23 protein-coding genes are annotated in these 25575 nt (G+C 63.3%); 11 read left to right on the forward strand and 12 right to left on the reverse strand.

Features of this window, described 5'->3' with window-relative positions:
* Nucleotides 1-3: 3 nt before the first annotated feature.
* The 6 genes from fdhD to AC1DXU_RS21575 all read left to right on the forward strand — a co-directional run bounded on the left by fdhD (nucleotide 4) and on the right by AC1DXU_RS21575 (nucleotide 4211).
* Nucleotides 4-834: a formate dehydrogenase accessory sulfurtransferase FdhD gene (gene fdhD, locus AC1DXU_RS21550; protein ID WP_477372221.1), complete on the forward strand. Its 831-nt coding sequence runs from the start codon at nucleotides 4-6 to the stop codon at nucleotides 832-834.
* Nucleotides 824-1144, forward strand: coding sequence for a formate dehydrogenase subunit delta (locus AC1DXU_RS21555; protein ID WP_477311474.1), 321 nt, complete (start codon nucleotides 824-826; stop codon nucleotides 1142-1144). The genes fdhD and AC1DXU_RS21555 overlap by 11 nt, the downstream gene beginning before the upstream one ends.
* Before the next feature lie 122 nt (nucleotides 1145-1266).
* A complete protein-coding gene (locus AC1DXU_RS21560) occupies nucleotides 1267-2820 on the forward strand; it encodes an alpha/beta fold hydrolase (protein ID WP_477372223.1) in 1554 nt (517 codons plus the stop codon).
* A 110-nt stretch (nucleotides 2821-2930) separates the two neighbouring features.
* Nucleotides 2931-3410, forward strand: coding sequence for a carboxymuconolactone decarboxylase family protein (locus tag AC1DXU_RS21565; protein ID WP_477311472.1), 480 nt, complete (start codon nucleotides 2931-2933; stop codon nucleotides 3408-3410).
* An 83-nt stretch (nucleotides 3411-3493) separates the two neighbouring features.
* Complete coding sequence (locus AC1DXU_RS21570) at nucleotides 3494-3856, forward strand: nuclear transport factor 2 family protein (RefSeq protein WP_477311471.1); 363 nt, start codon at nucleotides 3494-3496, stop codon at nucleotides 3854-3856.
* 40 nt (nucleotides 3857-3896) lie between these two features.
* The gene (locus AC1DXU_RS21575) at nucleotides 3897-4211 is read left to right on the forward strand and encodes a hypothetical protein (protein WP_477311470.1); all 315 of its coding nucleotides are present in this window, start codon (nucleotides 3897-3899) and stop codon (nucleotides 4209-4211) included.
* Nucleotides 4212-4241: 30 nt separating this feature from the next.
* On the opposite strand, the gene AC1DXU_RS21580 is transcribed toward AC1DXU_RS21575, so the two are convergent.
* From AC1DXU_RS21580 to AC1DXU_RS21625, 10 genes are all read right to left on the reverse strand, one after another.
* Complete coding sequence (locus tag AC1DXU_RS21580; RefSeq protein ID WP_477372225.1) at nucleotides 4242-4952, reverse strand: hypothetical protein; 711 nt, start codon at nucleotides 4950-4952, stop codon at nucleotides 4242-4244.
* A gap of 175 nt (nucleotides 4953-5127) precedes the next feature.
* Nucleotides 5128-6555, reverse strand: a complete 1428-nt coding sequence (locus AC1DXU_RS21585) for a gamma-aminobutyraldehyde dehydrogenase (protein ID WP_477311468.1) — start codon at nucleotides 6553-6555, stop codon at nucleotides 5128-5130.
* Nucleotides 6556-6585: 30 nt separating this feature from the next.
* Complete coding sequence (locus AC1DXU_RS21590) at nucleotides 6586-7401, reverse strand: ABC transporter permease (protein WP_477372227.1); 816 nt, start codon at nucleotides 7399-7401, stop codon at nucleotides 6586-6588.
* Complete coding sequence (locus AC1DXU_RS21595; RefSeq protein WP_477372229.1) at nucleotides 7391-8359, reverse strand: ABC transporter permease; 969 nt, start codon at nucleotides 8357-8359, stop codon at nucleotides 7391-7393. The genes AC1DXU_RS21590 and AC1DXU_RS21595 overlap by 11 nt, the downstream gene beginning before the upstream one ends.
* Nucleotides 8356-9354 carry an ABC transporter ATP-binding protein gene (locus AC1DXU_RS21600; protein ID WP_477372231.1) on the reverse strand — a complete coding sequence of 333 codons (999 nt, stop codon included), beginning with the start codon at nucleotides 9352-9354 and terminating at the stop codon, nucleotides 8356-8358. Before AC1DXU_RS21600 ends, AC1DXU_RS21595 begins: the two co-directional genes overlap by 4 nt.
* 196 nt (nucleotides 9355-9550) lie before the next feature.
* Nucleotides 9551-10705: an ABC transporter substrate-binding protein gene (locus AC1DXU_RS21605; protein ID WP_477311899.1), complete on the reverse strand. Its 1155-nt coding sequence runs from the start codon at nucleotides 10703-10705 to the stop codon at nucleotides 9551-9553.
* A 202-nt stretch (nucleotides 10706-10907) separates the two neighbouring features.
* Nucleotides 10908-11834 carry a LysR family transcriptional regulator gene (locus AC1DXU_RS21610; protein ID WP_477311464.1) on the reverse strand — a complete coding sequence of 309 codons (927 nt, stop codon included), beginning with the start codon at nucleotides 11832-11834 and terminating at the stop codon, nucleotides 10908-10910.
* A gap of 80 nt (nucleotides 11835-11914) precedes the next feature.
* Nucleotides 11915-12526 carry a DedA family protein gene (locus tag AC1DXU_RS21615; RefSeq protein WP_477372233.1) on the reverse strand — a complete coding sequence of 204 codons (612 nt, stop codon included), beginning with the start codon at nucleotides 12524-12526 and terminating at the stop codon, nucleotides 11915-11917.
* Complete coding sequence (locus tag AC1DXU_RS21620) at nucleotides 12523-13122, reverse strand: class I SAM-dependent methyltransferase (protein ID WP_477372235.1); 600 nt, start codon at nucleotides 13120-13122, stop codon at nucleotides 12523-12525. Before AC1DXU_RS21620 ends, AC1DXU_RS21615 begins: the two co-directional genes overlap by 4 nt.
* Nucleotides 13123-13271: 149 nt before the next feature.
* Nucleotides 13272-14036, reverse strand: coding sequence for a DeoR/GlpR family DNA-binding transcription regulator (locus AC1DXU_RS21625; protein WP_477311461.1), 765 nt, complete (start codon nucleotides 14034-14036; stop codon nucleotides 13272-13274).
* 411 nt (nucleotides 14037-14447) lie between these two features.
* Here AC1DXU_RS21625 and AC1DXU_RS21630 point away from each other — a divergent pair, with 411 nt between their 5' ends.
* The 4 genes from AC1DXU_RS21630 to AC1DXU_RS21645 are packed head-to-tail and all read left to right on the forward strand — an operon-like array spanning nucleotide 14448 to nucleotide 21103.
* Entirely contained in the window at nucleotides 14448-15332 is an 885-nt protein-coding gene (locus AC1DXU_RS21630) for a phosphotransferase (protein ID WP_477311460.1), read from the forward strand.
* Nucleotides 15329-17770: a GcvT family protein gene (locus AC1DXU_RS21635; protein ID WP_477311459.1), complete on the forward strand. Its 2442-nt coding sequence runs from the start codon at nucleotides 15329-15331 to the stop codon at nucleotides 17768-17770. The genes AC1DXU_RS21630 and AC1DXU_RS21635 overlap by 4 nt, the downstream gene beginning before the upstream one ends.
* 10 nt (nucleotides 17771-17780) lie before the next feature.
* Nucleotides 17781-20198 (forward strand): GcvT family protein, encoded by a 2418-nt coding sequence (locus AC1DXU_RS21640; RefSeq protein WP_477372237.1) that lies wholly within the window; start codon nucleotides 17781-17783, stop codon nucleotides 20196-20198.
* Nucleotides 20195-21103 (forward strand): phosphotransferase, encoded by a 909-nt coding sequence (locus AC1DXU_RS21645; RefSeq protein ID WP_477372238.1) that lies wholly within the window; start codon nucleotides 20195-20197, stop codon nucleotides 21101-21103. Before AC1DXU_RS21640 ends, AC1DXU_RS21645 begins: the two co-directional genes overlap by 4 nt.
* 17 nt (nucleotides 21104-21120) lie before the next feature.
* Here the strand turns inward: AC1DXU_RS21645 and AC1DXU_RS21650 are convergent, their stop codons facing one another.
* Both AC1DXU_RS21650 and AC1DXU_RS21655 read right to left on the reverse strand, forming a co-directional pair.
* Complete coding sequence (locus AC1DXU_RS21650) at nucleotides 21121-22044, reverse strand: DMT family transporter (RefSeq protein ID WP_477372240.1); 924 nt, start codon at nucleotides 22042-22044, stop codon at nucleotides 21121-21123.
* A gap of 210 nt (nucleotides 22045-22254) precedes the next feature.
* On the reverse strand, nucleotides 22255-23535 hold the full coding sequence (locus AC1DXU_RS21655) for an amidohydrolase family protein (protein ID WP_477372242.1): 1281 nt from the start codon (nucleotides 23533-23535) through the stop codon (nucleotides 22255-22257).
* 236 nt (nucleotides 23536-23771) lie between these two features.
* Here AC1DXU_RS21655 and AC1DXU_RS21660 point away from each other — a divergent pair, with 236 nt between their 5' ends.
* On the forward strand, nucleotides 23772-25526 hold the full coding sequence (locus AC1DXU_RS21660) for an ABC transporter ATP-binding protein (protein ID WP_477372268.1): 1755 nt from the start codon (nucleotides 23772-23774) through the stop codon (nucleotides 25524-25526).
* Nucleotides 25527-25575 lie beyond the last annotated feature (49 nt).

Genomic DNA, 25575 nt, shown 5'->3' on the forward strand with positions numbered 1-25575 from the left:
GTCTTGGCCGCGCGCCGCAAAGCCACGACGCAAATCTCGCGCCTTGCCCGCCGCGCCGGCGGCACTGCGGCGGCCAACCGCATGGTGCCGGAAGAGACGCCGGTGGCGTTCTCCTTTGCCGGCACCACGCACGCGGTGATGATGGCCAGCCCGGCGGATTTCGAGGACTTCGCACTCGGCTTTTCGCTGACCGAAGGCATTATCGCAAAGCCTGACGAGATCGAGGCCATCGAGGTCGAGGATCATGGCGCCGGCATCGACATCCAGATCCGTCTCAAGGATCAGGCCAATACGCGCTTCGAGGCGCGGCGGCGCCGGCTGGCCGGGCCGGTCGGCTGCGGCCTGTGCGGCATCGAATCGATCGAGGAAGCGATGCGCTCGGTCGATGCGGTTGGTGCGTCGAAACTTACACTTGAGGCGGACGACATTGTTCGTTCCGTCAAATTGCTGTCGAAGGTGCAGCCGCTGCACGCCGAGACTGGCGCAGTGCATGCCGCCGGCTTTTACATCCCCGGCAAGGGCATTGTCATGGCGCGCGAGGATGTCGGCCGTCACAACGCGCTGGACAAGCTGGCCGGCGCCCTGGCCAAGGTCGGCATCGACGGCGCGTCGGGTGCCGTCGTCGTCACGTCGCGCGTCTCGGTCGAGATGGTGCAGAAGACGGCGGCAATCGGCTCGGCCTTCATCATCGCGGTATCGGCGCCCACAGCCCTTGCCATCCGCACGGCCGAAGGCGCCGGCATGACGCTGGTGGCTTTGGTGCGCGGCGACGATTTCGATATTTTCACCCACCCCGACCGGGTGGTCTCCGGAGTTACCCAGCATGTCGCATGACGAAGAGCACATCATGAGCACCAGCGAGAAGCTGGTGATCATGGCCAACCAGATCGCCGCCTTCTTCCACTCCAAGCCGCGCGAGGAAGGCATCGCCGGCATCGCCGAGCACATCAACAAGTTCTGGGAACCGAGAATGCGGCGGCAGCTGTTCGAGATGCTGAACAGTGGCGGTGAGGGCTTCAACGAACTCGTCGTGGCTGCTTCCGCCAAGATCAAGCGGCCCAAGACGCCAGAACAGGCCGATACGAGTATCGGTTACACCGGGCGCGAGCCTGCGCAGGCCGAGAGCGCCGCTCCGCAGAAATAGCCCGACAACCGCCCCCGGCCGCCAAAGGTCTTATATTTCAGCCCTCTAAAGTTTGGCTGCCGCAAGCGGCGCGCCTCTGCTATGGTCGGCGATCAGAACGTCTGGCCGGGTGGAATGCACTCGTGAGGCCGATCGAGACCCGATACGCCCGGAGCGGCGATGTGCGGATCGCCTATCAGGTGATCGGCCAGGGCTCGTTCGATCTGGTGTTCGTGCCGGGCTTCATTTCCAATCTCGACCTGCATTGGGAAGACGAAGGCTATACCAGGCTTTTGCGGCGGCTATCGGTCTTCTCACGGCTGATCCTGTTCGACAAGCGCGGCACCGGACTTTCCGACCGCGTCGATGCCCATCATTTGCCCAGTCTCGAAACCCGCATGGACGATGTGCGCGCGGTGATGGATGCCGCCGGCAGTGGCCGGGCGGCCTTGCTCGGGGCTTCGGAAGGCGCGCCGATGGCGATGCTGTTTGCCGCCACCTATCCGCAGCGGACGCGGGCGCTGGCGCTTTACGGCGGCTATGCGCATTTCCACAAATGGGTGATGTCGCCGGAGCGCCTCGACACTTTCATCGAGACAGCCGAGACCGCATGGGGCACAGGCGCCACGCTGCAGCATTTCGCTCCTGGCCGGGTCGACGATTCGCGTTTCGCCTTGTGGTGGGGGCGTTTCGAGCGGCTGTCGGCGAGCCCGACTGCTGCAGCCGCGCTGGCGCGCATGAATGCCGGGATCGACGTGCGCGGAATACTTTCGGCGATCAGCGCGCCGACCTTGCTGATTCATCGCCGCAACGATGTGCGGGTCGACCCCGATGCCAGCCGTTTCCTGGCCAAGAAAATCGCCAATGCGCAGCTGGCCGAGGTGCCCGGGCGCGACCATCCGATCTGGACCGGCGACGTCGACCGGGTGGCCGACCTGATCGAGGAGTTCCTGACCGGCGCGCGTGCCGTGGCGGAGGTGGAACGCGTGCTTGCCACGCTTGTGGCAACACGCATCTACGACACGGCGCGGATCGGCGACCGCATGTGGAGCGAGCGCAGCCAGCGCTTCCAGGAAAGCTTGCGGCTGCTGGTCGGGCGCTATGGCGGCCGCTCGGCAGGCACGCATGGCGGGATGATGATGTCGCGCTTCGACGGTCCAGCCCGCGCCATACGCTGCGCGGCCGCACTGCGCGAGGCGGCGCAGGAAATCGGCATCGCCAGCGGGCAAGGCGTGCATGTCGGCGAGGTCGAATTGCGCGGGCCACCGGTCGGGCTGACGGCCCGCGTGACGATGCAGCTTGCCGCCCATGCGGGACGCGGCGACATCCTCGCGTCGCGGCTGGTCGCCGATCTCGCAGCCGGGTCGGGCCTGCATTTCACCGATGCCGGGCGCATCACGCTGGACGAACAGGACGAACCGTTGGCACTGGTATGGGCGACGTCCGAACAGCATCTGGAGCCCGCCTGCCGCGCCAAGACCAAGGCGAGCGAACCGGCCGTACTGACAGCGCGGGAGAGCGAGGTGGTGAGCCTGATCGCCGACGGCAAGAGCAATGCAGCGATCGCCGCAGAGCTGAGGCTCAGCGAACACACGGTCAAGCGTCATGTCGCCAACATATTGCTCAAACTGGACCTGCCGTCGCGAGCGGCGGCGGCGGCGTTTTCAGCCAGGCACACTGGCCCGGACGGGCCATGAGAGCCATGGCGCTTTCGGGTGAAGCGGCCCAGGGCATGTAGGCGCTATCAATTCTTCCCATGCAGGCCAGGCGGATGTCGCCAGAAAGGGCGCTGCGAACGGAGGATGAAATGTTGAAGTCGAACCGGACACTCATATCGCTGGCAATAGCGGCGAGCGTCGGCGCGCTCTTTGCCATGGAACCTGCCAAGGCCGAGGACGCTTCGGCGACGGCCGCCTACAAGGACATTCAGGCAACGCTCGGCTCGGTGCCGGACATGTTCAAGACCTTGCCCGACGTCGCGGTCGCCGGCGCCTGGGCCGAGATCAAGGCCGTGCAGCTCAATCCGAACACCGCGCTCGACGGCAAGACCAAGGAACTCATGGGCCTCGCCGTCGCCTCGCAGATCCCGTGCCAGTACTGCATCTATTTCCACACGCAGGCGGCCAAGCTCAACGGCGCCAGCGACGAGGAGATCAAGGAAGCCGTGGCGATGGCGGCGATCGTGCGCCACTGGTCGACGATGCTTAATGGCAGCCAGATCGACCTCGCGACCTTCAAGAAGCAGACCGACGACGTGTTCGCGGCCGTCAAGGCCAAGTCGCAGTGAAAAACCACTGCCCGTCGATCGGCGCCGGGCAGCGCTTCTGATCATCAACCGCCCGATCGGGAAGACGGGCCATGGAGGATAAAATGCTGACGAAGACTCAAGTCGTGGACGGCGCGGCGATCAAGAAAGCAATCGAAGGCCGTGATGGAAGGCTGCTGGCGAGCTTCTATACCGACGACGCGCTGGTGCGGGTGTTCGACCGCAACAACCCGCCGAGCAAGCCGCGCGAAATCCGCGGGCGCGCGGCGATCACTACGTTCTGGGATGACATCTGCAGCCGGGCGATGACCCACAAGGTCGACACCACGATCGCCGACGGCAACAACCTCGCCTTCACCCAGGCCTGCGCCTATCCGGACGGCACCAAGGTGTTCTGCGCGGCGATGCTGGAACTGAAGAACGGGCTGATTGCACGGCAGACCGTCGTGCAGGCCTGGGACGAGTAGATCAACGGCGGATTGCGCCGCAAACCCAGAGGAGAAGAAGATGTTCAGCGCCAGATGGCAGATCGACGCCAAGTTCGGGCACAAGCAGACTGTGCTTGACCTGTTGAAGAAATGGGAACGCGAGATCGGCTCGCAGGTCGGCCTCGCCGACCTCAAGTTCCAGATCATGACCGGATCGATCGGCGCGCGGGAAGCAACGGTCGAGTCGCATCACCAGGTGGAAAGCCTGGCCCAGCTGGAGGCGATGTTTGCCAAGATCGGCAAGATCGACGCGCACGCCAAATGGGGCAAGGAGATCGAGCCCTATGTGGTCTCGGGCACCAGCCTGTGGAACATCTATCGCATCGTCGAATAGCAGCTACACAGGTGCCGCAACTTTCGGCCGTCAGCTTCGCCGGCCGAAGCTTGTTCGTGGCCCCGCGTAGCGCGCTTGCCTGGCCTGTTCGGCGGCCGCCATGCGCCCCGCCGGAGCGCTTTGGCCGGGCATGGCACCCTGTTTGGCCAACGCCGCTGCTATCATGGCATCCGCCTTGCGGGCGCGTTCGTCGGCACCGGCCGCATCGTCTGCAAAGCTCGCGGTCACAGCGCGCGCCGCTGCCGGCCTGCTGCCCCGGAAAGCGATGAACAGAAACAGCGCGCCGAGCAGTCCGGCGCCGACGACTATGGTTATACGCGTGCCGGTCATGCCGGTAGGCTCGATCTGCGTCGGATTGGCAGGGTTCTGGACGACGGTGAGCGTGTCGCCGACCTGCGGTTCACGGGCGCCGTTCTTGTTCAGATCCATCGTCGTCTCGACGGCACCGGCGCCGGTGCCAACGCGCAAGGTGCCGGTGAATTTCTGGGTCACCTTCCACTCTTTGTCGGCGTGGACTGTCTTGAACGCCTCAACCAGATCGCATGGGATCGTGGCGGTGCTCACGGTCTTGTAGACGATCTTGTGCGCGGTCGATTCCATGTCGCATTCGACGTTGACCGCGAGGACTTCGGCCGGCGCCTCAGGCCAGCCGCTTTTCTTGATGATGTCCTTGCCGCCGAAGACGGCGATCAGCACGCAGAAGCCGCCGATTACCGTCAACTTGATCTTGGCCGTATTCATGAGCGAACCCCCTCGCCGCCGGTTTTGCCGACCGGAAGGCTGCTCGCTCAGGTTGAATATTCAGTAAATTGTGATCTGTCGCTGGGCCGCGAAAGTTACTCACGCTTAATATACAGAAAACGGCACGGTGGATATTTTAAGGAGTAGTGATGGCCGCTGCCCTATTCGGATATCACTAACCGTGGGCCACCATCACGTGGCGCACGGCGGTGTAGTCCTCCAGCGCATAGAGCGACATGTCCTTGCCGTAGCCGGACTGCTTCAGCCCGCCATGCGGCATCTCATTGGTCAGCATGAAGTGGGTGTTGATCCAGGTACAGCCATATTGCAGACGGGCGGCTGTTGCCATGGCGCGTGAGACATCCTTGGTCCAGACAGATGACGCCAGACCGTAGTCGCTGTCATTGGCCCAGTTGACGGCCTCGTCGACTTCCGTGAAACGGGTGACCGAGACGACGGGCCCGAACACTTCGCGGCGCACGATCTCGTCTTCCTGCAGCGCGCCGGCAACGACGGTCGGCTGGTAGTAGAAGCCGGAGCCCTCGCCCGGTCTGCCGCCGGTGGTGATCTCGATGTGCTTCAGCTCGGAAGCACGCTCGACGAAGCTCGAGACGCGGTCACGCTGGCGGCGCGAGATCAACGGTCCGATCTCGTTCTCGGTGTCGTCGGGGCGGTTGTACTTGATGGTCGAGACGGCCGAGGAGAGGTCGGCGACGAGCTTGTCGTAGATTTTCTTGCCGGCATAGATGCGGCAGGCTGCGGTACAATCCTGGCCGGCATTGTAGTAGCCGAAGGCGCGCAGGCCGTTGACCACGGCGCCGAGGTCGGCGTCGTCGAAGACGATGACCGGCGCCTTGCCGCCGAGTTCGAGATGCGTGCGCTTGACCGACTTGGCGGCGGCCTGCAGCACCTTCTTGCCGGTGGCGACATCACCGGTGATCGAGATCATGTTGACCTTGGGGTGGTTGATCAGCGTGTTGCCGACGCTGTCACCGCGGCCAAGCACGACATTGACGACGCCCTCCGGCAGGATTTCGGCCAGGATCTTCGCCAGTTTCAAAGCTGTCAGCGGCGTCTGTTCGGATGGCTTGAAGACGACGGTGTTGCCGCCGGCAATCGCCGGTGCCAGCTTCCATGCCATCATCATCAGCGGATAGTTCCACGGCGCGATGGAGGCGACGATGCCGATGGCATCGCGGCGGACCATCGAGGTGTGGCCCGGAATGTATTCGCCGGCGACCACACCCGGCATGGAACGCACCGCGCCGGCAAAGAAGCGGTAGCAGTCGACGATTGCCGGTATTTCGTCGTTGAGCACGGCGTTGATCGGCTTGCCGCAGTTGAGCGCCTCAAGTGCTGCGAACTCCTTCGCGTCGACCTCGATGCGGTCGGCGATCTTCAGGAGATAGCCGGAGCGCTGCGCCGGCGTGGTGCGCGACCACAAGGCGAACGCTTGTTCGGCGGCAATGACAGCCGCCTCGATCTGCGCCTGGCTGGCTTCAGGCAGGTTGAGAATGGTCGCCCCGGTCTTTGGGTTGAGGATCGGCTCCTCGGTCTCGGTGCCCTTCTCGAACTTCGAGCCGATCAGCATCTGGGTGTCCATGGAGGTCTCTCCCTTACGGATTTTTTGAGGTTATTTGCCTGAACCGGCGATCTGGTCGCCGTCGCGGGTCAGGTAATAGGCAAGCAGGATGGGCAGCAGCGTCACCAGCACGACGACCATGGCTACGACATTAGTGACCGGGCGCTGGCGCGGACGGATCAGCTCTTCCAGCATCCAGATCGGCAGCGTCTGCTGCTGGCCGGCGGTGAAGGTGGTGACGATGACCTCGTCGAAGGATAGAGCGAAGGCCAGCATGCCGCCGGCAAGCAGAGCGGTGGCGATGTTGGGCAGCACGACATGCCTGAAGGTCTGGAAGCCGTCGGCGCCGAGATCCATTGACGCCTCTATCATCGAACCGGAGGTTCGGCGGAAACGGGCGACGGCGTTGTTGTAGACGACGACGACGCAGAAGGTGGCGTGGCCAAGCACGATCGTCCAGAACGAGAAGGGAATATCGGCCAGCGAAAACGCCGAGCGCAGCGCGATGCCGGTGATGATGCCGGGCAGCGCGATCGGCAAGATGACCAATAGCGAGATGGTTTCGCGGCCGAAGAATTTTGTCCTGGAAACCGCGGCCGAACAGAGCGTGCCGAGGATGAGCGCAATTGCGGTCGAGATCGCGGCGACCCGGACCGACAGCGACAGCGCCTGCCAGACATCGGGCCGGTTCCAGGTGACGGCGAACCACTGTGTCGTCAAGCCGGGCGGCGGCCAGACAAAACTCTTCTCCTCGGTGGTGAAGGCGTAGACGAAGATCAGCAGGATCGGCAGGTGCAGGAACAGCAGGCCGCAGGCTGCGGCTACCTTGAGGCCGAGCGGTGCCGATTGCGAGCCATCAGAGCGCATCGAAGGCCCCCATGCGCTTGGCGCCCCACAGGTAGAAACCCATGATGACGATGGGCACCACGGTGAAGGCGGCGGCGAGCGGGATGTTGCCGGCGGTGCCTTGCTGCGAATAGACGGCCTGGCCGATGAACAGCCGCGACGTCCCGATGATCTGCGGGATGATGTAGTCGCCAAGCGTCAGCGAGAAGGTGAAGATCGAGCCGGCGACGATGCCCGGCAGCGCCAGCGGGAACAGCACGTTGCGAAAGGTCTGCCCTGGCGAGGCGCCGAGATCGGACGAAGCTTCGACCAGATTGCCGGGCACACGCTCGAGAGCCGCCTGAACCGGCAGGATCATGAACGGCAGCCAGACATAGACGAAGACGATGAAAGTGCCGGTGGCAGAGACCGACAGCGAGTTGCCGCCGACGACCGGCAACGACAGCCAGCCATCGAGCAGCCACAGAAGGTGCAATTTGGCGAGCAGCCAGGTCAGGATGCCTTCCTTGGCCAGGATCAGCTTCCAGGCATAGATCTTGACCAGGTAGCTCGACCATAGCGGCAGCATGATGCCGAGATAGAACAGCGCCTTCCAGCGACCGCGGGCATAGCGCGCCGCGTAGTAGGCGATGGGGAAAGCGAGGATCGCGGAGGCAACCGTGACCAGGGCTGCCATCGTCACCGTGCGCAGGATGATGTCGAGATTGGCGACCTGGAACAGGTCGCCATAGGTTTTCAGCGTGAACTCGCGGTTGATGAGGCCGGAGAATTCGTCGATCGAGAAAAAGCTCTGCGCCAGCAGCGCAAACAGCGAGCCGATGTAGACGATGCCGAGCCACAGCACCGGCGGCAGCAGCATGAGCAACAGCAGGACCTTGGGCCTGCGCCAGAAAAGATCCGACAGCGCGCCGCGCAGGCCACCGCTTCCCGGCAGGATCGCAGGGGCATTGGCGCGCGGCATGGCGGCGTCGAGGCTCATGCCGGCTCGTCCATCAGGTGCAAATGTTCGCGGTTGAAGGTGAGCACCACCGCCTCGCCTTCTGCCGGCAAGGCGGTGCCGGCCGGCACGATGGCATGCAGCTTCAGCCCGTCGGCATCGAGGGCCAGTTTGGTCGTGGCGCCGAGATAGTTGGTGGAGACGAGGCGAGCGGCAACGCCGTCGCCTTTCGCGGCACGGCCGACACGAATGGATTCAGGTCGCAGGCTGCCCCAGCGATGCTGGCCGGCATAGCGCTGGACGAAATCCGGCGGCAGGATATTGGACGAGCCGACGAAATCGGCGACGAAGCGGGTTTTCGGCCGCTGATAAATGTCTTCCGGTGTGCCGATCTGCATGATCTTGCCGTCGTTGAAGACAGCGACGCGATCGGCCATGGACAGCGCCTCGCCCTGGTCATGGGTGACGAAGATGAAGGTGATGCCGAGCGCCTTCTGCAGCGACTTCAGCTCTTCCTGCATGTTCTCGCGCAGTTTGAGGTCGAGCGCGCCGAGCGGCTCGTCGAGCAACAGCACCTTGGGCTGGTTGACCAGCGCGCGGGCGAGCGCCACGCGCTGGCGCTGGCCGCCGGAAAGCTGGCCGGGGCGACGGGCGCCATAGCCGGGAAGCCGCACCAGCGACAGCGCCTCTTCCGCAGCCTTCTGCCGCTCGGGTTTGCCGACGCCCTTGACCATCAGCCCATAGGCGACGTTGTCGAGCACGTTCAGATGCGGAAACAGCGCGTAATCCTGAAACACCGTGTTGACGTTACGACGATAGGGCGGAACGCCCTCGGCGCGTTCGCCGAAGATCGAGATCGAACCGGCCGTCGGCTGCTCGAAGCCGGCGATCAGGCGCAGGCAGGTCGTCTTGCCGGACCCCGAGGGACCAAGCATGGCGAAGAACTCACCGGGCACGATATCGAGGTCGACCGCATCGACAGCGCGCACGCTGCCGAAATGGCGGGAGACCTGTTTGAAGGAAACGGCTGGTGTCATAGGCTGTCAATCTGTTGCCGGTTTAGCTTTGTCGAATCGCTCTCGCCTCCCGACTGGGATGGCGGATTGGCACAGCGTTGCGGCGAAGCCGCGGGTGGGGGTGATCCGGCATGACCTGCCGAGCAGCCCCACCTCGCAGACCCCACCCCAACGGTACGCGTCGACCCTCCCCATCAGGGGAGGGCAATGGGCAAAATCACCGACCGCCGATGACGCCGATATAGTCCGACACCCAGCGGTAGTAAGGCACGCACTGGTTGTTCTCGCTGGCGCATTTCGACACCGGCGTCTTCCAGAACTTGATCTTGTCGAAATTGTCGTAACCGTTGGTCTTGCAGCCTTCGTCGGTCAACAGTTCGTTGCCCTTGCAGGCGGCGGGCACCACCGGGAGCGAACCGAACCAGGCGGAGACATCGCCCTGCACCTTGGGCGACAGCGAATGCTCCAGCCACATATAGGCGCAGTTCGGATTGGCCGCGTCGGCCTCCATCATGGTGGTGTCGGCCCAACCGGTGACGCCTTCCTCGGGAATGGTCGAAGAGACCGGCTTCTTGGCGGCAACCAGCGCGTTAACCTGATACGGCCACGAACCCGAAGCAACCACGCCCTCGTTCTGGAAATCGTCGACCTGGATGGCGGCATCGTGCCAATAGCGGCCGACCAGCGTACGCTGGACACGCAGCAGATCGAGCGCCGCCTTGTACTGGTCCTCGGTTAGTTCGTAAGGATCCTTGATGCCGAGTTCCGGCTTGTGGAACATCAAATAGTTGGCCGCGTCGGCAATATGGATCGGACCGTCATAGGCCTGAACGCGCCCCTTGTTCGGCTTGCCGTCAGGCAGGTCCATCGCCTCGAAGACGACGTTCCAGCTCTTCGGTGCTTCCTTGAACACGTCGGTGTTGTACATCAGCACATTCGGACCCCACTGGTAGGGAACGCCGTAGTGCACCTTGTCGACCGTGAACCAGGGCGCATCCTTCAGCCGGTCGTCGACCGTCTTCCAGCTCGGGATGAGATCGGTGTTGATCGGCTGGACGCGCTTGCCGGCGACAAGGCGCAGCGACGCATCGCCCGAGGCGGTGACGAGATCGAAGCCGCCTTCGTTCATCAGCGAGACCATTTCGTCGGAGGTGTTGGCGGTCTTGACGTTGACCTTGCAGCCAGTGTCCTTCTCGAAGGACGAGACCCAGTCATAGCCCTTGTCGGTTTCGCCGCGCTCGATGTAGCCGGGCCAGGCGACAATGTTGACCTGGCCTTCGCCCTTGCCGAGTTCCTTGACCTGGGCGACAGCCTGGCCGGAGAAGGTCAGCGCAACCGTCAACGCAGTGCATGACTTGAGGAATGAATTCATCATCGATCTCCCATTTTGGCGCCTGACCCCGAAGCCGGTTTCGGTCTTCGCCAGGGCCACGCGCGGACTGAAAAAAGTCAGCTCGTCCGATGGACGCATGCCGCTCTGACGGCGGCTTTGGTTCCTTACAGACAAAGTGCTGTGAAATTGCCGGTTTCGCAAATTCATTTATCAGAAGGGCGATATCGGTTTTTCCGATAGATCAGCGGCCGATCTTGTCGGGCCGTTGACGCACCATGCGCTGCGACTGGGCGAGGCCGATGAAGTCGCGCGCCGCCTGCGGCAGGCCGGAGCCGCGACGCCAGACCATGCCGACCTGCACGACCGGCAAGGAGCCTGAGATATCGCGCGATTCGATGCGGTCGCCTTCCAGCGACCACGGCCGGTAGACGAGGTCGGGCAGCAGCGCGACGCCGGCGCCGGTGGCGACTAGGCTGCGCACCGCCTCGACCGAACGGGTGCGAAAAGCGACATGCGGCTTGGCGCCAATCGCTGCCAGCAGCTTGCCGGTGTTTTCCTCGATTTCGTCGACGGTGAGCATGATCAGCGGTTCGCCGGCAATGTCGCCAATGCCGATGATGTCGGCGCCGGCCAGCGGATGGCTGAGCGGCAGCCACAGCCGATAGGCCGAGACTTCGAGGATTTCCGACTGCAGCGCGGTGCGGTCGCGCAGGTTCGAGGTGACCATCACGGCGATGTCGAGCTTGCCGCCGATCAGCAGATGCTCGAGATAATCGCCATTGTCCTCGATGGCCGAAACCTCGACGCCCGGATAGGCACGACGGTAGCGCGCCAGCAGGTCGGACAGCACATAGCCGGCAACCAAAGAGGTGACGCCGAGCTGCAGCCGGCCGCCCGCCACCATCTGGTCGCCGGAGAAAGAGCGGCGCGCATCGGAAACGTCGGCCAGTATCTTAGTGGCGTGGCGCAGGAACTGGTGGCCCTTGTGGGTGATGTTGAGGCCACGCGGGTGGCGCTCGAACAGTTCGACGCCGAGATCGCTCTCAAGCTCCTTGATCGCCTCGGTGACCGACGATTGCGAAATCGACAGGTTTTGCGCGGCGCCCGACACCGTGCCTTGCTCGGCGACGGCGATGAAGAACTGCAACTGGCGGATGGTGAAAGCCATGGCCGGACTAAACACTGGCGCAGCGAGGAAGGAAAGCGACGGCGGCGCTTATCCCGTAGCAGCAATACGGAGCCTCCTGGTCAGCCGAACCCGAGGCGCCGCCGGCAGGCCGGGCCATAGCGCAGCGCGAGCATGAATGCCGTCTCCAGCGCCAAGACGATGATAATGATGCGAAAGCCGATGGCATAGGAATCCCGGCCACTGCCGCGCATGAGGTAGCCGGTGATGAGAAAGCCCGTGTTCCACAGCGTGGCGCCGAGCAGCGTCGCCACGGCGAAAGGCAAGAGCGGCAAACGGAGCGCGCCGGCGGCGATCAGCAGGTAGTTGCGCACCGTCGGGATGAACTGCGCCAGCAAGGAGACCCGCATGTGATGGCGGCGATAGGCGTCCCCGAGCCTGGAATAGGTCGCATAGCGCAGGCAGACAAATTTGCCGAAACGCTCGACCAGCCTGTCGGCACGATCCAATCCAATCCGGCGGCCCACACTATACCAGACGAGGCAACCTGTGATGGCGGACAGCGTCGTCAGCAGGAGCAGGATCGCCAGCGCCGGGAGATCGGGCGCCGAGGTCATGCCAAGGAACAGCAGCAGCACATGCGAGGGCGGCAGCGGCAGTATCTTTTCGGTGAAGGCGAGGCAGGCGACGCCAAGCAGGCCGAAGCCCAGAATCGCCGACAGCGGATCGGTCATGAAAAGCGCCAGTCGTAGGTTTTGAGGTTCTTGATCCTGGATACCTTATACACCGTCGCCGGCGGGAAGGTACGGAAGGTGCGGCCAAGCCGGACCGCTTCCAGGTCGAGCCTGTCGAGCAATGTCTGGTCGAAAGGGCAGCGGCTGCCCAATGTGTACTGGTAAAGTGCCGCGCCCGGCCGCAAAGCGTCGAACACGCCTTCCAATATTGCGAAGGCCTTGCGCGGCGACATCCGCCGAAACGGCAAGCCACTGATCGCAGCGCCCACGACCGGCCCATCGAACAGCGGCGGAAAGCGCAGGCCAACCGCATCCATTTCGAAGATGCGCGCGGCGGGAAAGCGGCGCGTCAGCAGCGTGGCAAAGTCCGGGTCGGCCTCGACCAGCGTCAGGTCATTTTCGCTGACGCCGCGCTCCAGCAGCGCCCGCGTGAATGGACCGGTGCCCGGCCCAAGCTCCAGCACCGGGCCGGTCCCGGGACCGATTTCGCACGTGATCAGCCCCGCCAGACTGGAGTTGGACGGCGGGACCGAGCCGATCCGGAGTGGCGCCAGCGTCCAGGCCATGAGGAAAGACAAGGCATCGTTTGCAGGCATAGCGACCTCACTGCTGATGCGGGCGATTCGCCTGGCCCGCATTTCGATGAGGCGCTGTTTGCGACGGCCGGGTTGCGTGAACATTGCGAAGAGCCGGCCCAATCGAAAAGATTCCAGCAGAGATCGATGGTGTTCGGCCTAACCTGCTTTCAGGCCGCCGCGATGCTGAGCCGCGCACCAGCCTGGGCAAGGGCGGCGGCGATGTCGCGCGGCGGCGGCCGGTCAGTCGCGAGTTCCGAAAAGTCGTCGAAGCCGCAGACCTGGACCAGACCCTGGCGGCCGAATTTTGTGTGGTCGGTGATGACCAGCGAGCGCTGGCCACGCGACAGCACCATGCGGGCGAATTCCGCCTCTTCCAGATCATAGTCCATAACGCCGGTGACGGCATCGACCGCACCGGTGGAGATCACCGCATGGCTGACGGAAAAGCGGCTGACGAATTCGATGGCCGAGACGCCGAAGGCAGCACCGGAATCGCTGCGCAATTCGCCGCCCGCCATATAGACCTTGTTGTCGTTGACGGTGGCCAGCGTGCGGGCGATGTCGGACGAATTGGTGACGACCGTCAGCCGCCGGTGGCCGAGCAATTCGCGGGCCAGGAAAGACGTCGTGGTGCCGGTATCGAGCATGATCGATTCGCCGTCGCGGATGGTGGCGGCGACCATGCGGGCGATGATGCGCTTGGCGTCGGCATTGTCGCGCATGCGCCGCTCGAACGGCGCTTCGCCGGCCATCGACGGCAGGCCGATGGCGCCATGCATCTTCAGGATCGAGCCATCGCCGGTCAGTGGCTTGACGTCGCGACGCACGGTTTCCAGCGACACCCCCAGCCGATCGGCCAGGCTGGCGATGCTGATTGTGCCTTCCTCCTTGAGGAGGCGCAGGATTTCGCCATGCCGCTTCGAATGGATCATTCGGCTTTCCCGTGTTTTTTGCGCTTTTGACCGATTCTAAGGTAATTCAAGCGGTTTTAAAGCAATTGCTTGTGCTTTCGGGCAAAACACCCAAAAAAAGTCACAACTTTTTGTTGACAGCCGGGCAACACTGACGTGAGATCAGATCGTGACAGGCTCGGAACTGCCACGAGAGGGTGATGGCAGAGCCGCAACTTACAGACCAGATCGTCTGGAACATGCCTGGTGCAAGGATTTTTCAGATCCGCGGGGGCGGATGTCGGGCATCAAAAACCTGGCAAAGGGGCTCGTCGGTGCGGTGCGGGATACCAATCCTGGCGTCCCGCACCGACGAGATTTCGCGTTTCTCCCCACCATCGTCGCGCTGTCCGTGGCGCTTTGTCGAAGCTCAGCCAAACCAGGGATGGCCCCGTGACTGCTGAAGACCGCATCCGCGCCCTGCCCTGCTGGACCGGCAGCATCGACATCGCGCCGCTGCCGGGCGGCCTCAGCAACGCCAACTATCTGGTCAAGGACGCAGCGGGGCGGCATGTCGTGCGCTTCGGCCAGGACTATCCATTCCACCACGTGTTTCGCGAGCGCGAGGTGATGACGGCGCGGGCCGCGCACGCCGCCGGCTTTGCGCCGGCCGTGCGCTATGCGGAGCCGGGCATCATGGTGACCGAATTTATCGGCGCCAAGACTTATGTCGCCGAAGACGTACGCAGCAATATCGGCCGTGTCGCGGCCCTGATGCGCGGTTTTCACCGGGAGATGCCCAACCACATCTCCGGCGCCGGCTTCATGTTCTGGGTGTTCCACGTCATTCGCGACTATGCGCGCACGCTGGAAGAAGGTGGCAGCCGCAAGCGGGGCGACCTGCCGCGCCTTCTGACGCTCGCGGACGAACTCGAACGGGCGCAGAAACTGCTGCCGATCGTCTTTGGTCACAATGATCTCTTGCCGGCTAATATTCTCGACGACGGCAGCAGGTTGTGGCTGATCGATTTCGAATATGCCGGCTTCAACACGGCGATGTTCGACCTTGCCGGCGTCGCCTCGAATGCCGAGATGAGTGACGAGGTATCCTTCGCCTTCCTCACCGCCTATTTCATGAAGGAACCGGACGAGGCGATCCGTCGCTCGCACGCGGCCATGCAATGCGCGTCGCTGCTGCGCGAGGCGATGTGGAGCATGGTTTCGGAGCTTTATCTCGACGCGCCCGGCATCGACTATGTCGCCTACACCGAAGAAAACCTGACCCGGCTCGACGCGGCGCTGGAAAACTACAGAACAAAATACGGGATACACGCATGACTTTGCCCACGCATGCCGGGATCGTCGTCATCGGCGGCGGCATCATCGGCTGTTCGACGGCCTATCATCTGGCGCGCGACCACAAGGCCGATGTCGTGCTGCTCGAACAGGGCAAGCTGACCTCGGGCTCGACCTGGCACGCCGCCGGGCTGGTCGGTCAGTTGCGCTCGTCGGCCTCGATCACCCGCGTGCTCAAATATTCGGTCGACCTCTACAAGGGGCTGGAGGCCGAGACCGGACTTGCCACCGGCTGGAAGATGACCGGCTGCCTGCGGCTCGCCACCAATGCGGATCGCTGGACCGAATACAAAAGGCTGGCGACGACAGCGAAAAGCTTCGGCATGGACATGCAATTGCTGTCGCCGGCAGAGGTGAAACAAATGTGGCCGCTGTTGGAAACCAGCGACCTCGTCGGCGCCTCATGGCTGCCGACCGACGGGCAGGCGAGCCCCTCCGACATCACGCAGTCGCTGGCCAAGGGCGCGCGCATGCATGGCGCCAAACTGTTCGAGGATGTCCGCGTCACCGGCTTCGAGATGAAGGACGGCCGCATCACCGCGGTGAAGACCAATAAGGGTGATATTGCCTGCGACAAGGTGGTGAACTGTGCCGGGCAATGGGCGCGGCAAGTGGGCGCCATGGCCGGCATCAACGTGCCGCTGCAGCCGGTGAAGCATCAGTACATCATCACCGAAAAGATCGAGGGACTGTCGACCGATGCGCCGACGATCCGCGACCCGGACCGGCGCACCTATTTCAAGGAAGAGGTCGGCGGACTGGTGATGGGTGGGTATGAGCCAAACCCGCAGCCCTGGACGACCGGTGACGTGCCCGACGACTGGGAGTTCCGGCTGTTCGACGACGACTACGATCATTTCGAGCAGCACATGACCCAGGCGATCGCACGGGTTCCGGCGCTCGAGACCGTCGGCGTCAAGCAGATGATCAACGGGCCGGAAAGCTTCACGCCAGACGGCAATTTCGTCCTCGGCACAGCGCCTGAATGCGCCAACATGTTCGTCGGCGCCGGCTTCAACGCCTTCGGCATCGCGTCCGGCGGCGGCGCCGGCTGGGTGCTGGCGCAATGGGTGGTCGACGGCGAGGCGCCGCTCGACCTGTGGGTGGTCGATATCAGGCGCTTCTCCAACCTGCACCGCGACCGGCAATGGGTCTGCGACCGCACGCTGGAAGCCTATGGCAAGCACTACACGATCGGCTTCCCGCATGAGGAGTATTCCTCAGGCAGGCCGCGCATCGTCTCGCCGCTCTACGAACGGCTGAAGCAGCATCGCGGCGTGTTCGGTTCGAAGCTGGGCTGGGAACGGCCGAACTGGTTCGCACCGGAAGGCGTCGAACCAAAAGACGTCTATTCGATGGGCCGGCAGAACTGGTTTGCTCCAGTCGGCGAAGAGCACCGGCATGTGCGCGAAAAAGTCGGCATTTTCGACCAGTCGTCCTTCGCCAAATACGAACTGACCGGCCCCGACGCGCTGAAAGCGCTGGACTGGATCTGCGCCAACGACGTCAACAAACCGGCCGGACGGCTGACCTATACGCAGTTGCTCAACACACGCGGCGGCATCGAGGCGGATCTCACCGTGGCGCGGTTGGCCGAGGAAAAATTCTACATCGTCACCGGCACCGGTTTTCGCACTCATGATTCCTCATGGATCAGCGATCATATCGGCGATGGGCTCGACGTGACACTGACCGATGTCACCGAGGCGTTCGGCACGCTGTCGCTGATGGGTCCCAGGGCACGCGACGTGCTGGCCGCAGTGACCGACGCCGATGTATCGAACGCGGGCTTCCCCTTCGGCCATGTGCGCGAGATTGCCATTGCCGGTCATACAGTGCGGGCGCTGCGCATTACCTATGTCGGCGAGCTCGGCTGGGAATTGCATGTGCCGATCGCGGCGACCGGCGAAATCTTCGACGCGCTGATGGCGGCCGGGGAGAGGCACGGCATCCGCCCGGTCGGCTACCGCGCACTTGAATCGCTCAGGCTGGAGAAGGGTTATCGCGCCTGGGGCTCAGACATCACGCCCAACGACACGCCACAGGAGGCCGGCCTCGGCTGGGCGGTGAAGCTCAGGAAGAACACCGATTTCGTCGGCCGGCGGGCACTTGAGAAGGTCAATGGCGACGTGTTGAAGAAACGCTTTGCCGGCTTCACCGTCGACGATCCCGAGATCGTGCTGGTCGGCCGCGAGACGATCCTGCGCAACGGCGAACCGGTCGGCTATCTCACCAGCGGCGGCTATGGCTACACGTTGGGCAAGAACATCGGTTTTGGCTATGTGCGCAACGCCGACGGCGTGAGTGACGATTTCCTCACCACCGGCGACTACGAGCTGGTGGTGGCGATGGAGCGGACGCCGGCAAAAATCCATCTCGAACCGCTGTATGATCCGTCGATGAGCAAGATCAAGGCATAGTGGTGCAGTGATGAGTTTTCATGCGGATCGCCACGTCCATATCCTGGTCATCGGCGGCGGCGCCATCGGTACCTCGGTCGCCTATCACCTGGCCCGCGACGGCGCCAAGGACGTGCTGCTGGTCGAGAAATCCCTCCTCACCCATGGCTGCACATGGCATGCAGCCGGGCTGGTCGGGCAGCTTCGCGGGAAACGAAACCTCACCCGGCTGATGCAGAATTCGGTTGCCGTCTTCGACCGGCTGGAAGCCGAGACCGGACAGGCGATTTCGTGGAAGAAGGTCGGCTCGCTGCGGCTTGCCGGAAGTGCCGCGCGCTGGAGCGAAATCCGCCGCTCGATGACACAGGCCAAGAGCTTCGGCGTCGAGTGCCATTCGCTGTCGGCCGATGAGGCCGCCAAGCATTTTCCTTACATCGTCAAGGACGGCATCGAGGGCGCCGCCTACATTCCCGGCGATGGCTATATCGATCCCTATTCGCTGACCATGGCCTATGCCAAGGGGGCGCGGCAAAACGGCGCCAAGATAGAGGAAGGCGTCACCGTTGAGGAGATCGTGATCGAGGGGCGGCGCGCGGTCGGCGTCGTTACCAACGGCGGCTCGATCTCTTGCGACATTCTCGTCAACTGCGCAGGGCTGTGGGCCAAGCGGGTCGGCAAGATGGCCGGCGTGCCGCTGGCGGCAGGCGTCGTCGAGCACCAGTATTTCCTTACCGAAAAGACGTTGAAGCTCGATCCGAACCTGACCACGCTGCGTGATCCCGACCACAATTTCTACCTCAAGCCGGACACCGGAAGTTTTGCCATTGGCGGCTGGGAAGACGGCTCTAAAGGCTGCTGGCGCGGCATGCCGCCGCTCGATTTCGGCCGCGAGCTTTTCCCGCCCAACATGGAGCGGCTGGAGCTCTTCGCGCTGCCGGCGGCGGAGCGACTGCCGGTGCTCAATGAGATCGGCATCCAGACCGTCATCAACGGGCCGATTCCGGTGTCCTTCGATGGCGAGCCGATCATGGGGCTGGCCCCGGAACTCGACAATTTCTTCGTCGCCTGCGGGTTTACCGCCGGCATCGCGGCGTCCGGCGGCGCCGGGCTGGCGCTTTCCAACATGATCCTGCATGGCGACGCCGGCATGGATCTGTGGCCTTTCGACATGCGCCGCTTCGGCGCGGTGCAGGCGCAAGGCCGCTATCTGGAAGCGCGCGCCATCGAGGCCTATGGCGCCTATTACAAGATCCATTGGCCGGCGGAGGAATCCCACGCCGGGCGCGGTCTGCGGCTTTCGCCGCTGCATGACAAGCTGCGCGACAACGGTGCCGTTTTCGGCTCCAAATTCGGCTGGGAGCGGCCGAACTGGTTCTCGGTCGACGACGGCAAATCGGTGGAGCTCGGCAGCTTCGAGGGCAGGCCCGGCTGGTTCGACGCTGTCGGCGAGGAGGTGCGCGCAATCCGCGAGCGCGCCGCCCTGATCGACCAGACCTCGTTCTCGAAATTCGAGATTGCCGGCAAGGGTGCGCACGCCGCGCTGCAGGCGATCGCCGCCAACGACCTCTCGGGTGCGCCCGGCAAGGCTGTCTACACCCAGCTGTGCAACGAGAAGGGTGGCATCGAGGCCGATGTGACAATCGTTCATACCGATGAGGATCGTTTCCTGCTGGTCACCGGCTCGGGATTTGGCGTGCGCGACGGCAATTGGGTGGCGAGGCACCTGCCGGCCGGCGTGGCATTGCGGGACGCAACCAATCAGTACGCCACGATCAATCTGTGCGGGCCACGGGCCCGGGATATCCTGCAGTCGGTCACCGACGACGATGTCTCCAACGACGCTTTGCCGTTCCTGGCGGCGCGCCGGATCGAGGTCGGCAATGCCACCGCGCTTGCGGTGCGCATCGGTTATGTCGGCGAACTGGGCTACGAGCTCTACGTGCCGCAGGACTATGCCGTGCATATCTACGAGACGCTGCGCGAGGCGGGCGAGCCGCACGGCATCGCCGACGCCGGCTATCGCGCCATCGACGCCTGTCGCATGGAGAAAGGCTATCTCTACTGGTCCGGCGATATCACGCCCGACTACAATCCCTACGAAGCCGGGCTCGGTTTCGCGGTGGCGCTCGACAAGGGCAACTTCATCGGCCGCGAGGCGCTGGCCAAGATCAAGGCCGAAGGCGTCAAGCGCAAGCTGTGCTCCTTCACTGTCGATGGCTTCGCGCCTTTCCATGGCGGCGAAGCGATCCTGTTCGGCGGCAAGGTCGTCGGCTCCACCTCGTCCACCGGCTACGGCTACACGCTCGGCAAAACCATCGCCTTCGGCTACCTTCCCGCGGAACTGGCGGGCGAGGCTTCGTTCGAGATCGAGGCGTTCGGCAAAGCCTATAGGGCGACGCGGGGACCCCGCACGCTTTATGATCCGAAGATGGAAAGGCTGAAGGCATGAGCGGCGACCTTGCCATTGCCCGGCAAGCCATGGCGGCGATTCCGCTGTTCAAGGATTTCAGCGGCAAGGTAGAACGGCTCGGCGGCCTCACCAATCTTGTCTTCAAGGCCGGCGATTTCTGCCTGCGCATCCCCGGCAAAGGCACCGAAGAGTATATCAACCGCGCCAACGAGGCAGTGGCGGCGCGGGAGGCGGCAAGGGCCGGGGTCAGCCCCGAAGTGCTGCATGTCGACCAAGGGACCGGCGTGATGGTGACGCGCTTCATTGCCGGCGCCGAGACGATGTCGCCGGAAAAGTTCAGGACACGGCCAGGCAGTCCCGCGCGGGCAGGCAAGGCCTTTCGCACACTGCATGGCTCGGGAGCGGTGTTTCCGTTCCGCTTCGAGCTGTTTGCGATGATCGACGATTATCTGAAGGTGCTGTCGACCAAGGATGTTGCCTTGCCCGCCGGCTATCACGATGTCGTGCGCGAGGCCTCAACCGTACGCGCCGCACTTGCCGCCCATCCGCTTCCCCTCGCCGCCTGCCATTGCGATCCCCTGTGCGAGAACTTTCTCGATACGAGCGACAGGATGTGGATCGTCGACTGGGAATATTCGGGCATGAACGACCCGCTCTGGGATCTCGGCGACCTCAGTGTCGAAGGACAATTCGATCCGGCACAGGACGAAGAGCTGATGCAGGCCTATTTCGGTGGCGAGGCCAAACCGGCCGAGCGCGGCCGCATCGTCATCTACAAGGCGATGTGCGATCTGTTGTGGACGCTGTGGGGGCTAATCCAGCTTGCCAACAACAATCCCGTCGACGACTTTCGCGCCTATGCCGACGGCCGGTTTGCGCGCTGCAAGGCGTTGATGGAGACGCCGGAGTTTTCCCGCCATCTGGCGGCGGTGCGTCGGGGTTAGGCACCAATAATCTGGACCTAATTCACGCCCTTCGGCACGTTTTCGGGCGGCACGACTGTCTCGACCACCTTCTGGCGATGGAAGATGAACAGACCGGCGAACACGACGATGGCCGAGCCGATCAGGATCCGCGGGCCGGGAACGTCGCCAAAGAACACCAGACCGAAGACGACAGCCCACAACAACAGCGTGTAGTGCAGCGGCGCCAGCGTCGAGGCCGGCGCCAGCTTCAGCGCCCTGGTGATCATCAGATGCGCGCTACAGGAGACGATGCCGAGCAACAGCATGGCGCCGAAATCGAGCGCCGAGGGCGTGCGCCAGGCGCCGATGGTCATCACGCCGCCGACCAGTAGCGTGCCGATGGTCTGCCACGTCACCAGCGTGGTGTCGCTGGTGCCTCGCAGACGGCGGTTGAGGATGATGGCAAAGGCAAACGCAATGCTGCCGACCAATGCGAACAGCGACGACTGCGAGAATGCCGCCGAGGACGGCTTCAGTATGATCAGCACGCCACAGAAACCTACCAGGATCGCGGCCCAGCGGCGCCAGCCGACTTTTTCCCCGAGCAGGAAATGCGATAGGGCCGCGACATAGATCGGGCCGGCCATGTAGAAGCTCATCACATCGGCAAGCGGCAGATAAACGACGGCGGCATAGAACAAGGCGGTGTCGAGCGTCGTCGCCACCACGCGCAAGATCTGCAGCTCCAGCCGTTCCATCCGAAACAGCTTGCCGGCGCCCTGATTTGCAATCATCGGGCCGAGCACGAAAAACGCGCCGACCGAGCGGATCAGCACCACCTGGCCGACGGAAAAGCTGGCGACCAGCCATTTGCCCATGGCGTCGTTCAACGCAAACAGGAAATCGCCGGCCAGCATCAGCAGGATGCCGGCCACCAGTACGTTCCTGATCGTCGAATTCTGGGCTGTTGGCTGCGCCATGCCTTTACCGGTTCCTGCCAAGCGTAGGGTGAACCGCGTCGTAGACACAAGCGGCAGCCTTGACGAGGCGGAAAGCGAAAAATCGGTAAGACCAGCGCCGGAAATGGCTGATCCTAGAGCATGATCCCGAAAAGTGGAATCCGGTTTTCGGAAAGGATCATGCTCAAACAAAGAGATAGTGCCCCATCCCGATTCTATCGGGATAGGGCTCTAGGCGGATTTGTGCCTGCGGTTCACCATTGCCGGCCGTCCGGCGATGGAAAGCCGGGTGTCCTGCCTGGTCCTCTGCGCCACCACCTTGCCCCTGGCGATGACACAAAGCCGTTCGGCGCGCAGGCGCAGGGCTTCGATCGGGTTGCCGGCGTCGAGGATGACCAGGCTGGCGCGCTTGCCGACGGCAAGGCCGAGATGGTCCAGGCCCATAATGGCGGCGTTGACGTTGGTGACCATGTCGAAACAGCGCGCCATGTCGGCCGGGCTCGACATCTGGGCGACGTGCAGGCCCATGAAGGCGACGTCGAGCATGTCGGCGGTGCCCAGCGAATACCAGGGGTCGAGCACGCAATCCTGGCCCCAGCCGACGCGGATCCCCAGCGCCACCATCTCCTTGACGCGGGTCAGGCCACGGCGCTTGGGAAACGTGTCGTGGCGGCCTTGCAGCATGATGTTGATCAGCGGGTTGGGGATGGCCGAGACGCCGGCCTCGGCGATCAGCGGCAACAGCTTGGAGACATAGTAATTGTCCATGGAATGCATCGAGGTGAGATGCGAGCCGGCCACCCTGCCTTGCAGGCCGAGGCGCTGCGTTTCATAGGCAAGCTGTTCGATGTGGCGCGACAGCGGGTCGTCGGTCTCGTCGCAATGCAGATCGACCATCAGCCCGCGTTTTGCCGCGATCTCACAGAGCTCGGTCACGGAGCGCGTGCCGTCGGCCATGGTGCGCTCGAAATGCGGGATGCCGCCGACAATGTCGACGCCGAGGTCGAGCGCCCGCAGCGTGTTCTGGCGCGCTGTCGGCGAGCGATAGAGCCCGTCCTGCGGGAAGGCGACCAGTTGCAGGTCGATATAGGGCGCGACCGTCTTCTTCACATCGAGCAGGGCTTCCACCGCCAGCAGGCGATCGTCGCAGACATCGACATGGGTGCGGATGGCAAGCAGGCCCATCGACACTGCCCAATCGCAATAGGCGAGCGCGCGGTCGCGCACCGCCTCGTGCGTCAGCAAAGGCTTCAGTTCACCCCACAGCGAAATGCCTTCCAGCAGCGTGCCTGAAACGTTGATACGCGGAATGCCGTAGGAGAGCGTCGCATCCATGTGGAAATGCGGATCGACGAAGGGCGGCGAGACCAGATTGCCCCGGGCGTCGATCGCGGTACCTGCCGTAACGTCGAGGTCGGGTCCGATCGCAGCGATGGTCTCACCGATGATGCCGATGTCGGCAATGGTGCCGTCGGGCAGCGTGCCGCCACGCACAACAAGGTCGAAATTCATCTGTCGTCATCCCTTTTCAGAATCACCGGACCATGGTGGCGCAAAAGACAGGTTGCCGCAGCCGTTTCTTTCGGTCGTGGCGAAAGGTTCCATCCTGATGCAACTGGCTCTATAAGCCGCCTTTCGTCCTATGCGGCGAATCCGAAGTTCGCACCAGTGTGGCGCAGTGCAGCGACGAATTTCGGGATCATGCGCAGCAAACCATGGAATCCCGTGTGGCTTTGGATTGGAAATTCCTGAAACGCGACGAGCGCTCGATGGAGAACCAGCGCCTTATCGTCAGGCTGTTGCAGGAATCGTTTCGCCAACACAGGTTTGGTTACGCCGCCGCCATCGCTTCGATGCTGGTGGTGGCCGGCATGACCGGGGCAAGCGCCTGGATGATGCGCGACATGACCAATGAGTTCATGGTCTCGAAAAGGATGTCGCATATCTATCTGATCGCTGGCGCCGTCGCCGCCATCTTCACCATCAAGGGCGTGGCTACCTTTCTGCAAACCTATTTCATGAGCCGGGTCGGCAACGCCATCATCGCCGAGCGGCAGCGCAAGATCTACGATCGCATCCTGGCGCAAGGCATCGAATTCTACCACTCGACATCGTCGTCGGACCTGATCAACCGCATGACCAACAACGCGCAGGCCGCGCGCAATGTTCTTGATCTGGTCGTCACATCCTATGTCAGGGACCTGGCCACGCTGGTGGTCCTGTTGGTGGTCATGTTCGTCGGGCAGCCGGTGCTGTCGCTGGTGTCGTTCATTGTCGGGCCGATCGCCATCTACAGCGTCAACCGGATTCTCAAGCGAGTCCGCAAGGTTTCCGAATTGGAGTTCCGCTCTATCGGCCAGATCGTGCAGATCATGCAGGAAACCGCGATCGGCGTGCGGGTCGTCAAATCCTTCAATCTCGAAGGGGCGATGCGCGGGCGCATGTACAAAGCGGTGTCCGACGTCGAGAGCCGCGCCAACAACATCGCGACGCTGGAAGCCGCCACCAGCCCGGTCATGGAAACGCTCGCCGGCTTTGCCATCGCCGGCGTTATCCTGGTCAGCGGCCTTCTCGTCGTGGAAGGCGGCCAGACGCCTGGCGGAATAACGGCCTTCATCTTCGCGCTGCTGCTTGCCTATGAGCCGGCAAAACGCCTGGCGCGCGTGCGCATCTCGCTGGAGACCGGCATCGTCGGTGTTCGAATGATGTTCCAGTTGGCCGACCGGCCGTTGACGCTTGCGGAATACCCCGACGCCAAGCCGCTCAATGCCGGGCCGGGCGAGATCCGGTTCGACGAGGTGAGTTTCGGCTACAATGAGGATCAACCCGTCTTCGAGCGACTTGAATTGACCCTCGCGCCCGGCAAGATGACGGCGCTGGTGGGTCCCTCGGGCGGTGGCAAGTCGACCATCCTCAACCTGATCATGCGCATGTACGATCCGCAAAGCGGCAAGGTGCTGCTGGACGGCCAGGACATTTCCCGTGCGACGCTGGCCTCGCTGCGGGCAAAGATTGCTTATGTCAGCCAGGATACGTTCCTGTTTGCCGGCACGGTGATGCACAACATCCGTCTCGGGCGGGAGGATGCGACGGATGCCGAGGTTTTCGCCGCCGCCAAGGCCGCCAACGCGCACGATTTCATCAGCGCCATGGCGAATGGCTACGAGACGGAGGTCGGCGAGAATGGCGGCCTGCTGTCTGGCGGTCAGCGCCAGCGGATCTCGATCGCCCGCGCCATGTTGCGCAATGCCGAGATCCTGCTGCTGGACGAGGCGACCAGCGCACTTGACGCCGAATCTGAAGCGCTGTTTCGCGACGCGCTGCAGCAGCTGACGGTCGGGCGCACGACGATCGTCATCGCCCACCGGCTGTCGACCGTGCATCAGGCCGACACGATCGTGGTTCTGGAAGCCGGCAAAGTGGTTGAAAGCGGCCCGCACAAGACACTGCTCAAGCAGGGTGGGCTGTATCAGAAGCTTTATGAATATCAGCTGATGCCGTAAGCTTTACCCTCCCCCTTGTGGGGAGGGTCGCTGCGAAGCAGCGGGGTGG

The sequence above is a fragment of the Mesorhizobium sp. P3_A10 genome (genome assembly GCF_056403175.1).

Bases quoted from the DNA above. Each gene is read 5' to 3' on its own strand.
- AC1DXU_RS21655 (WP_477372242.1), bottom strand. From the start codon at position 23,535: ATGAATTTCGACCTTGTTGTGCGTGGCGGCACGCTGCCCGACGGCACC.
- AC1DXU_RS21600 (WP_477372231.1), bottom strand. From the start codon at position 9,354: ATGACACCAGCCGTTTCCTTCAAACAGGTCTCCCGCCATTTCGGCAGC.
- AC1DXU_RS21575 (WP_477311470.1), top strand. From the start codon at position 3,897: ATGTTCAGCGCCAGATGGCAGATCGACGCCAAGTTCGGGCACAAGCAG.
- AC1DXU_RS21640 (WP_477372237.1), top strand. From the start codon at position 17,781: ATGAGTTTTCATGCGGATCGCCACGTCCATATCCTGGTCATCGGCGGC.
- AC1DXU_RS21650 (WP_477372240.1), bottom strand. From the start codon at position 22,044: ATGGCGCAGCCAACAGCCCAGAATTCGACGATCAGGAACGTACTGGTG.
- AC1DXU_RS21590 (WP_477372227.1), bottom strand. From the start codon at position 7,401: ATGCGCTCTGATGGCTCGCAATCGGCACCGCTCGGCCTCAAGGTAGCC.
- AC1DXU_RS21625 (WP_477311461.1), bottom strand. From the start codon at position 14,036: ATGATCCATTCGAAGCGGCATGGCGAAATCCTGCGCCTCCTCAAGGAG.
- AC1DXU_RS21620 (WP_477372235.1), bottom strand. From the start codon at position 13,122: ATGCCTGCAAACGATGCCTTGTCTTTCCTCATGGCCTGGACGCTGGCG.
- AC1DXU_RS21565 (WP_477311472.1), top strand. From the start codon at position 2,931: ATGTTGAAGTCGAACCGGACACTCATATCGCTGGCAATAGCGGCGAGC.
- AC1DXU_RS21610 (WP_477311464.1), bottom strand. From the start codon at position 11,834: ATGGCTTTCACCATCCGCCAGTTGCAGTTCTTCATCGCCGTCGCCGAG.
- AC1DXU_RS21580 (WP_477372225.1), bottom strand. From the start codon at position 4,952: ATGAATACGGCCAAGATCAAGTTGACGGTAATCGGCGGCTTCTGCGTG.
- AC1DXU_RS21585 (WP_477311468.1), bottom strand. From the start codon at position 6,555: ATGGACACCCAGATGCTGATCGGCTCGAAGTTCGAGAAGGGCACCGAG.
- AC1DXU_RS21615 (WP_477372233.1), bottom strand. From the start codon at position 12,526: ATGACCGATCCGCTGTCGGCGATTCTGGGCTTCGGCCTGCTTGGCGTC.
- AC1DXU_RS21595 (WP_477372229.1), bottom strand. From the start codon at position 8,359: ATGAGCCTCGACGCCGCCATGCCGCGCGCCAATGCCCCTGCGATCCTG.
- AC1DXU_RS21645 (WP_477372238.1), top strand. From the start codon at position 20,195: ATGAGCGGCGACCTTGCCATTGCCCGGCAAGCCATGGCGGCGATTCCG.
- AC1DXU_RS21605 (WP_477311899.1), bottom strand. From the start codon at position 10,705: ATGAATTCATTCCTCAAGTCATGCACTGCGTTGACGGTTGCGCTGACC.
- AC1DXU_RS21555 (WP_477311474.1), top strand. From the start codon at position 824: ATGTCGCATGACGAAGAGCACATCATGAGCACCAGCGAGAAGCTGGTG.
- AC1DXU_RS21635 (WP_477311459.1), top strand. From the start codon at position 15,329: ATGACTTTGCCCACGCATGCCGGGATCGTCGTCATCGGCGGCGGCATC.
- AC1DXU_RS21570 (WP_477311471.1), top strand. From the start codon at position 3,494: ATGCTGACGAAGACTCAAGTCGTGGACGGCGCGGCGATCAAGAAAGCA.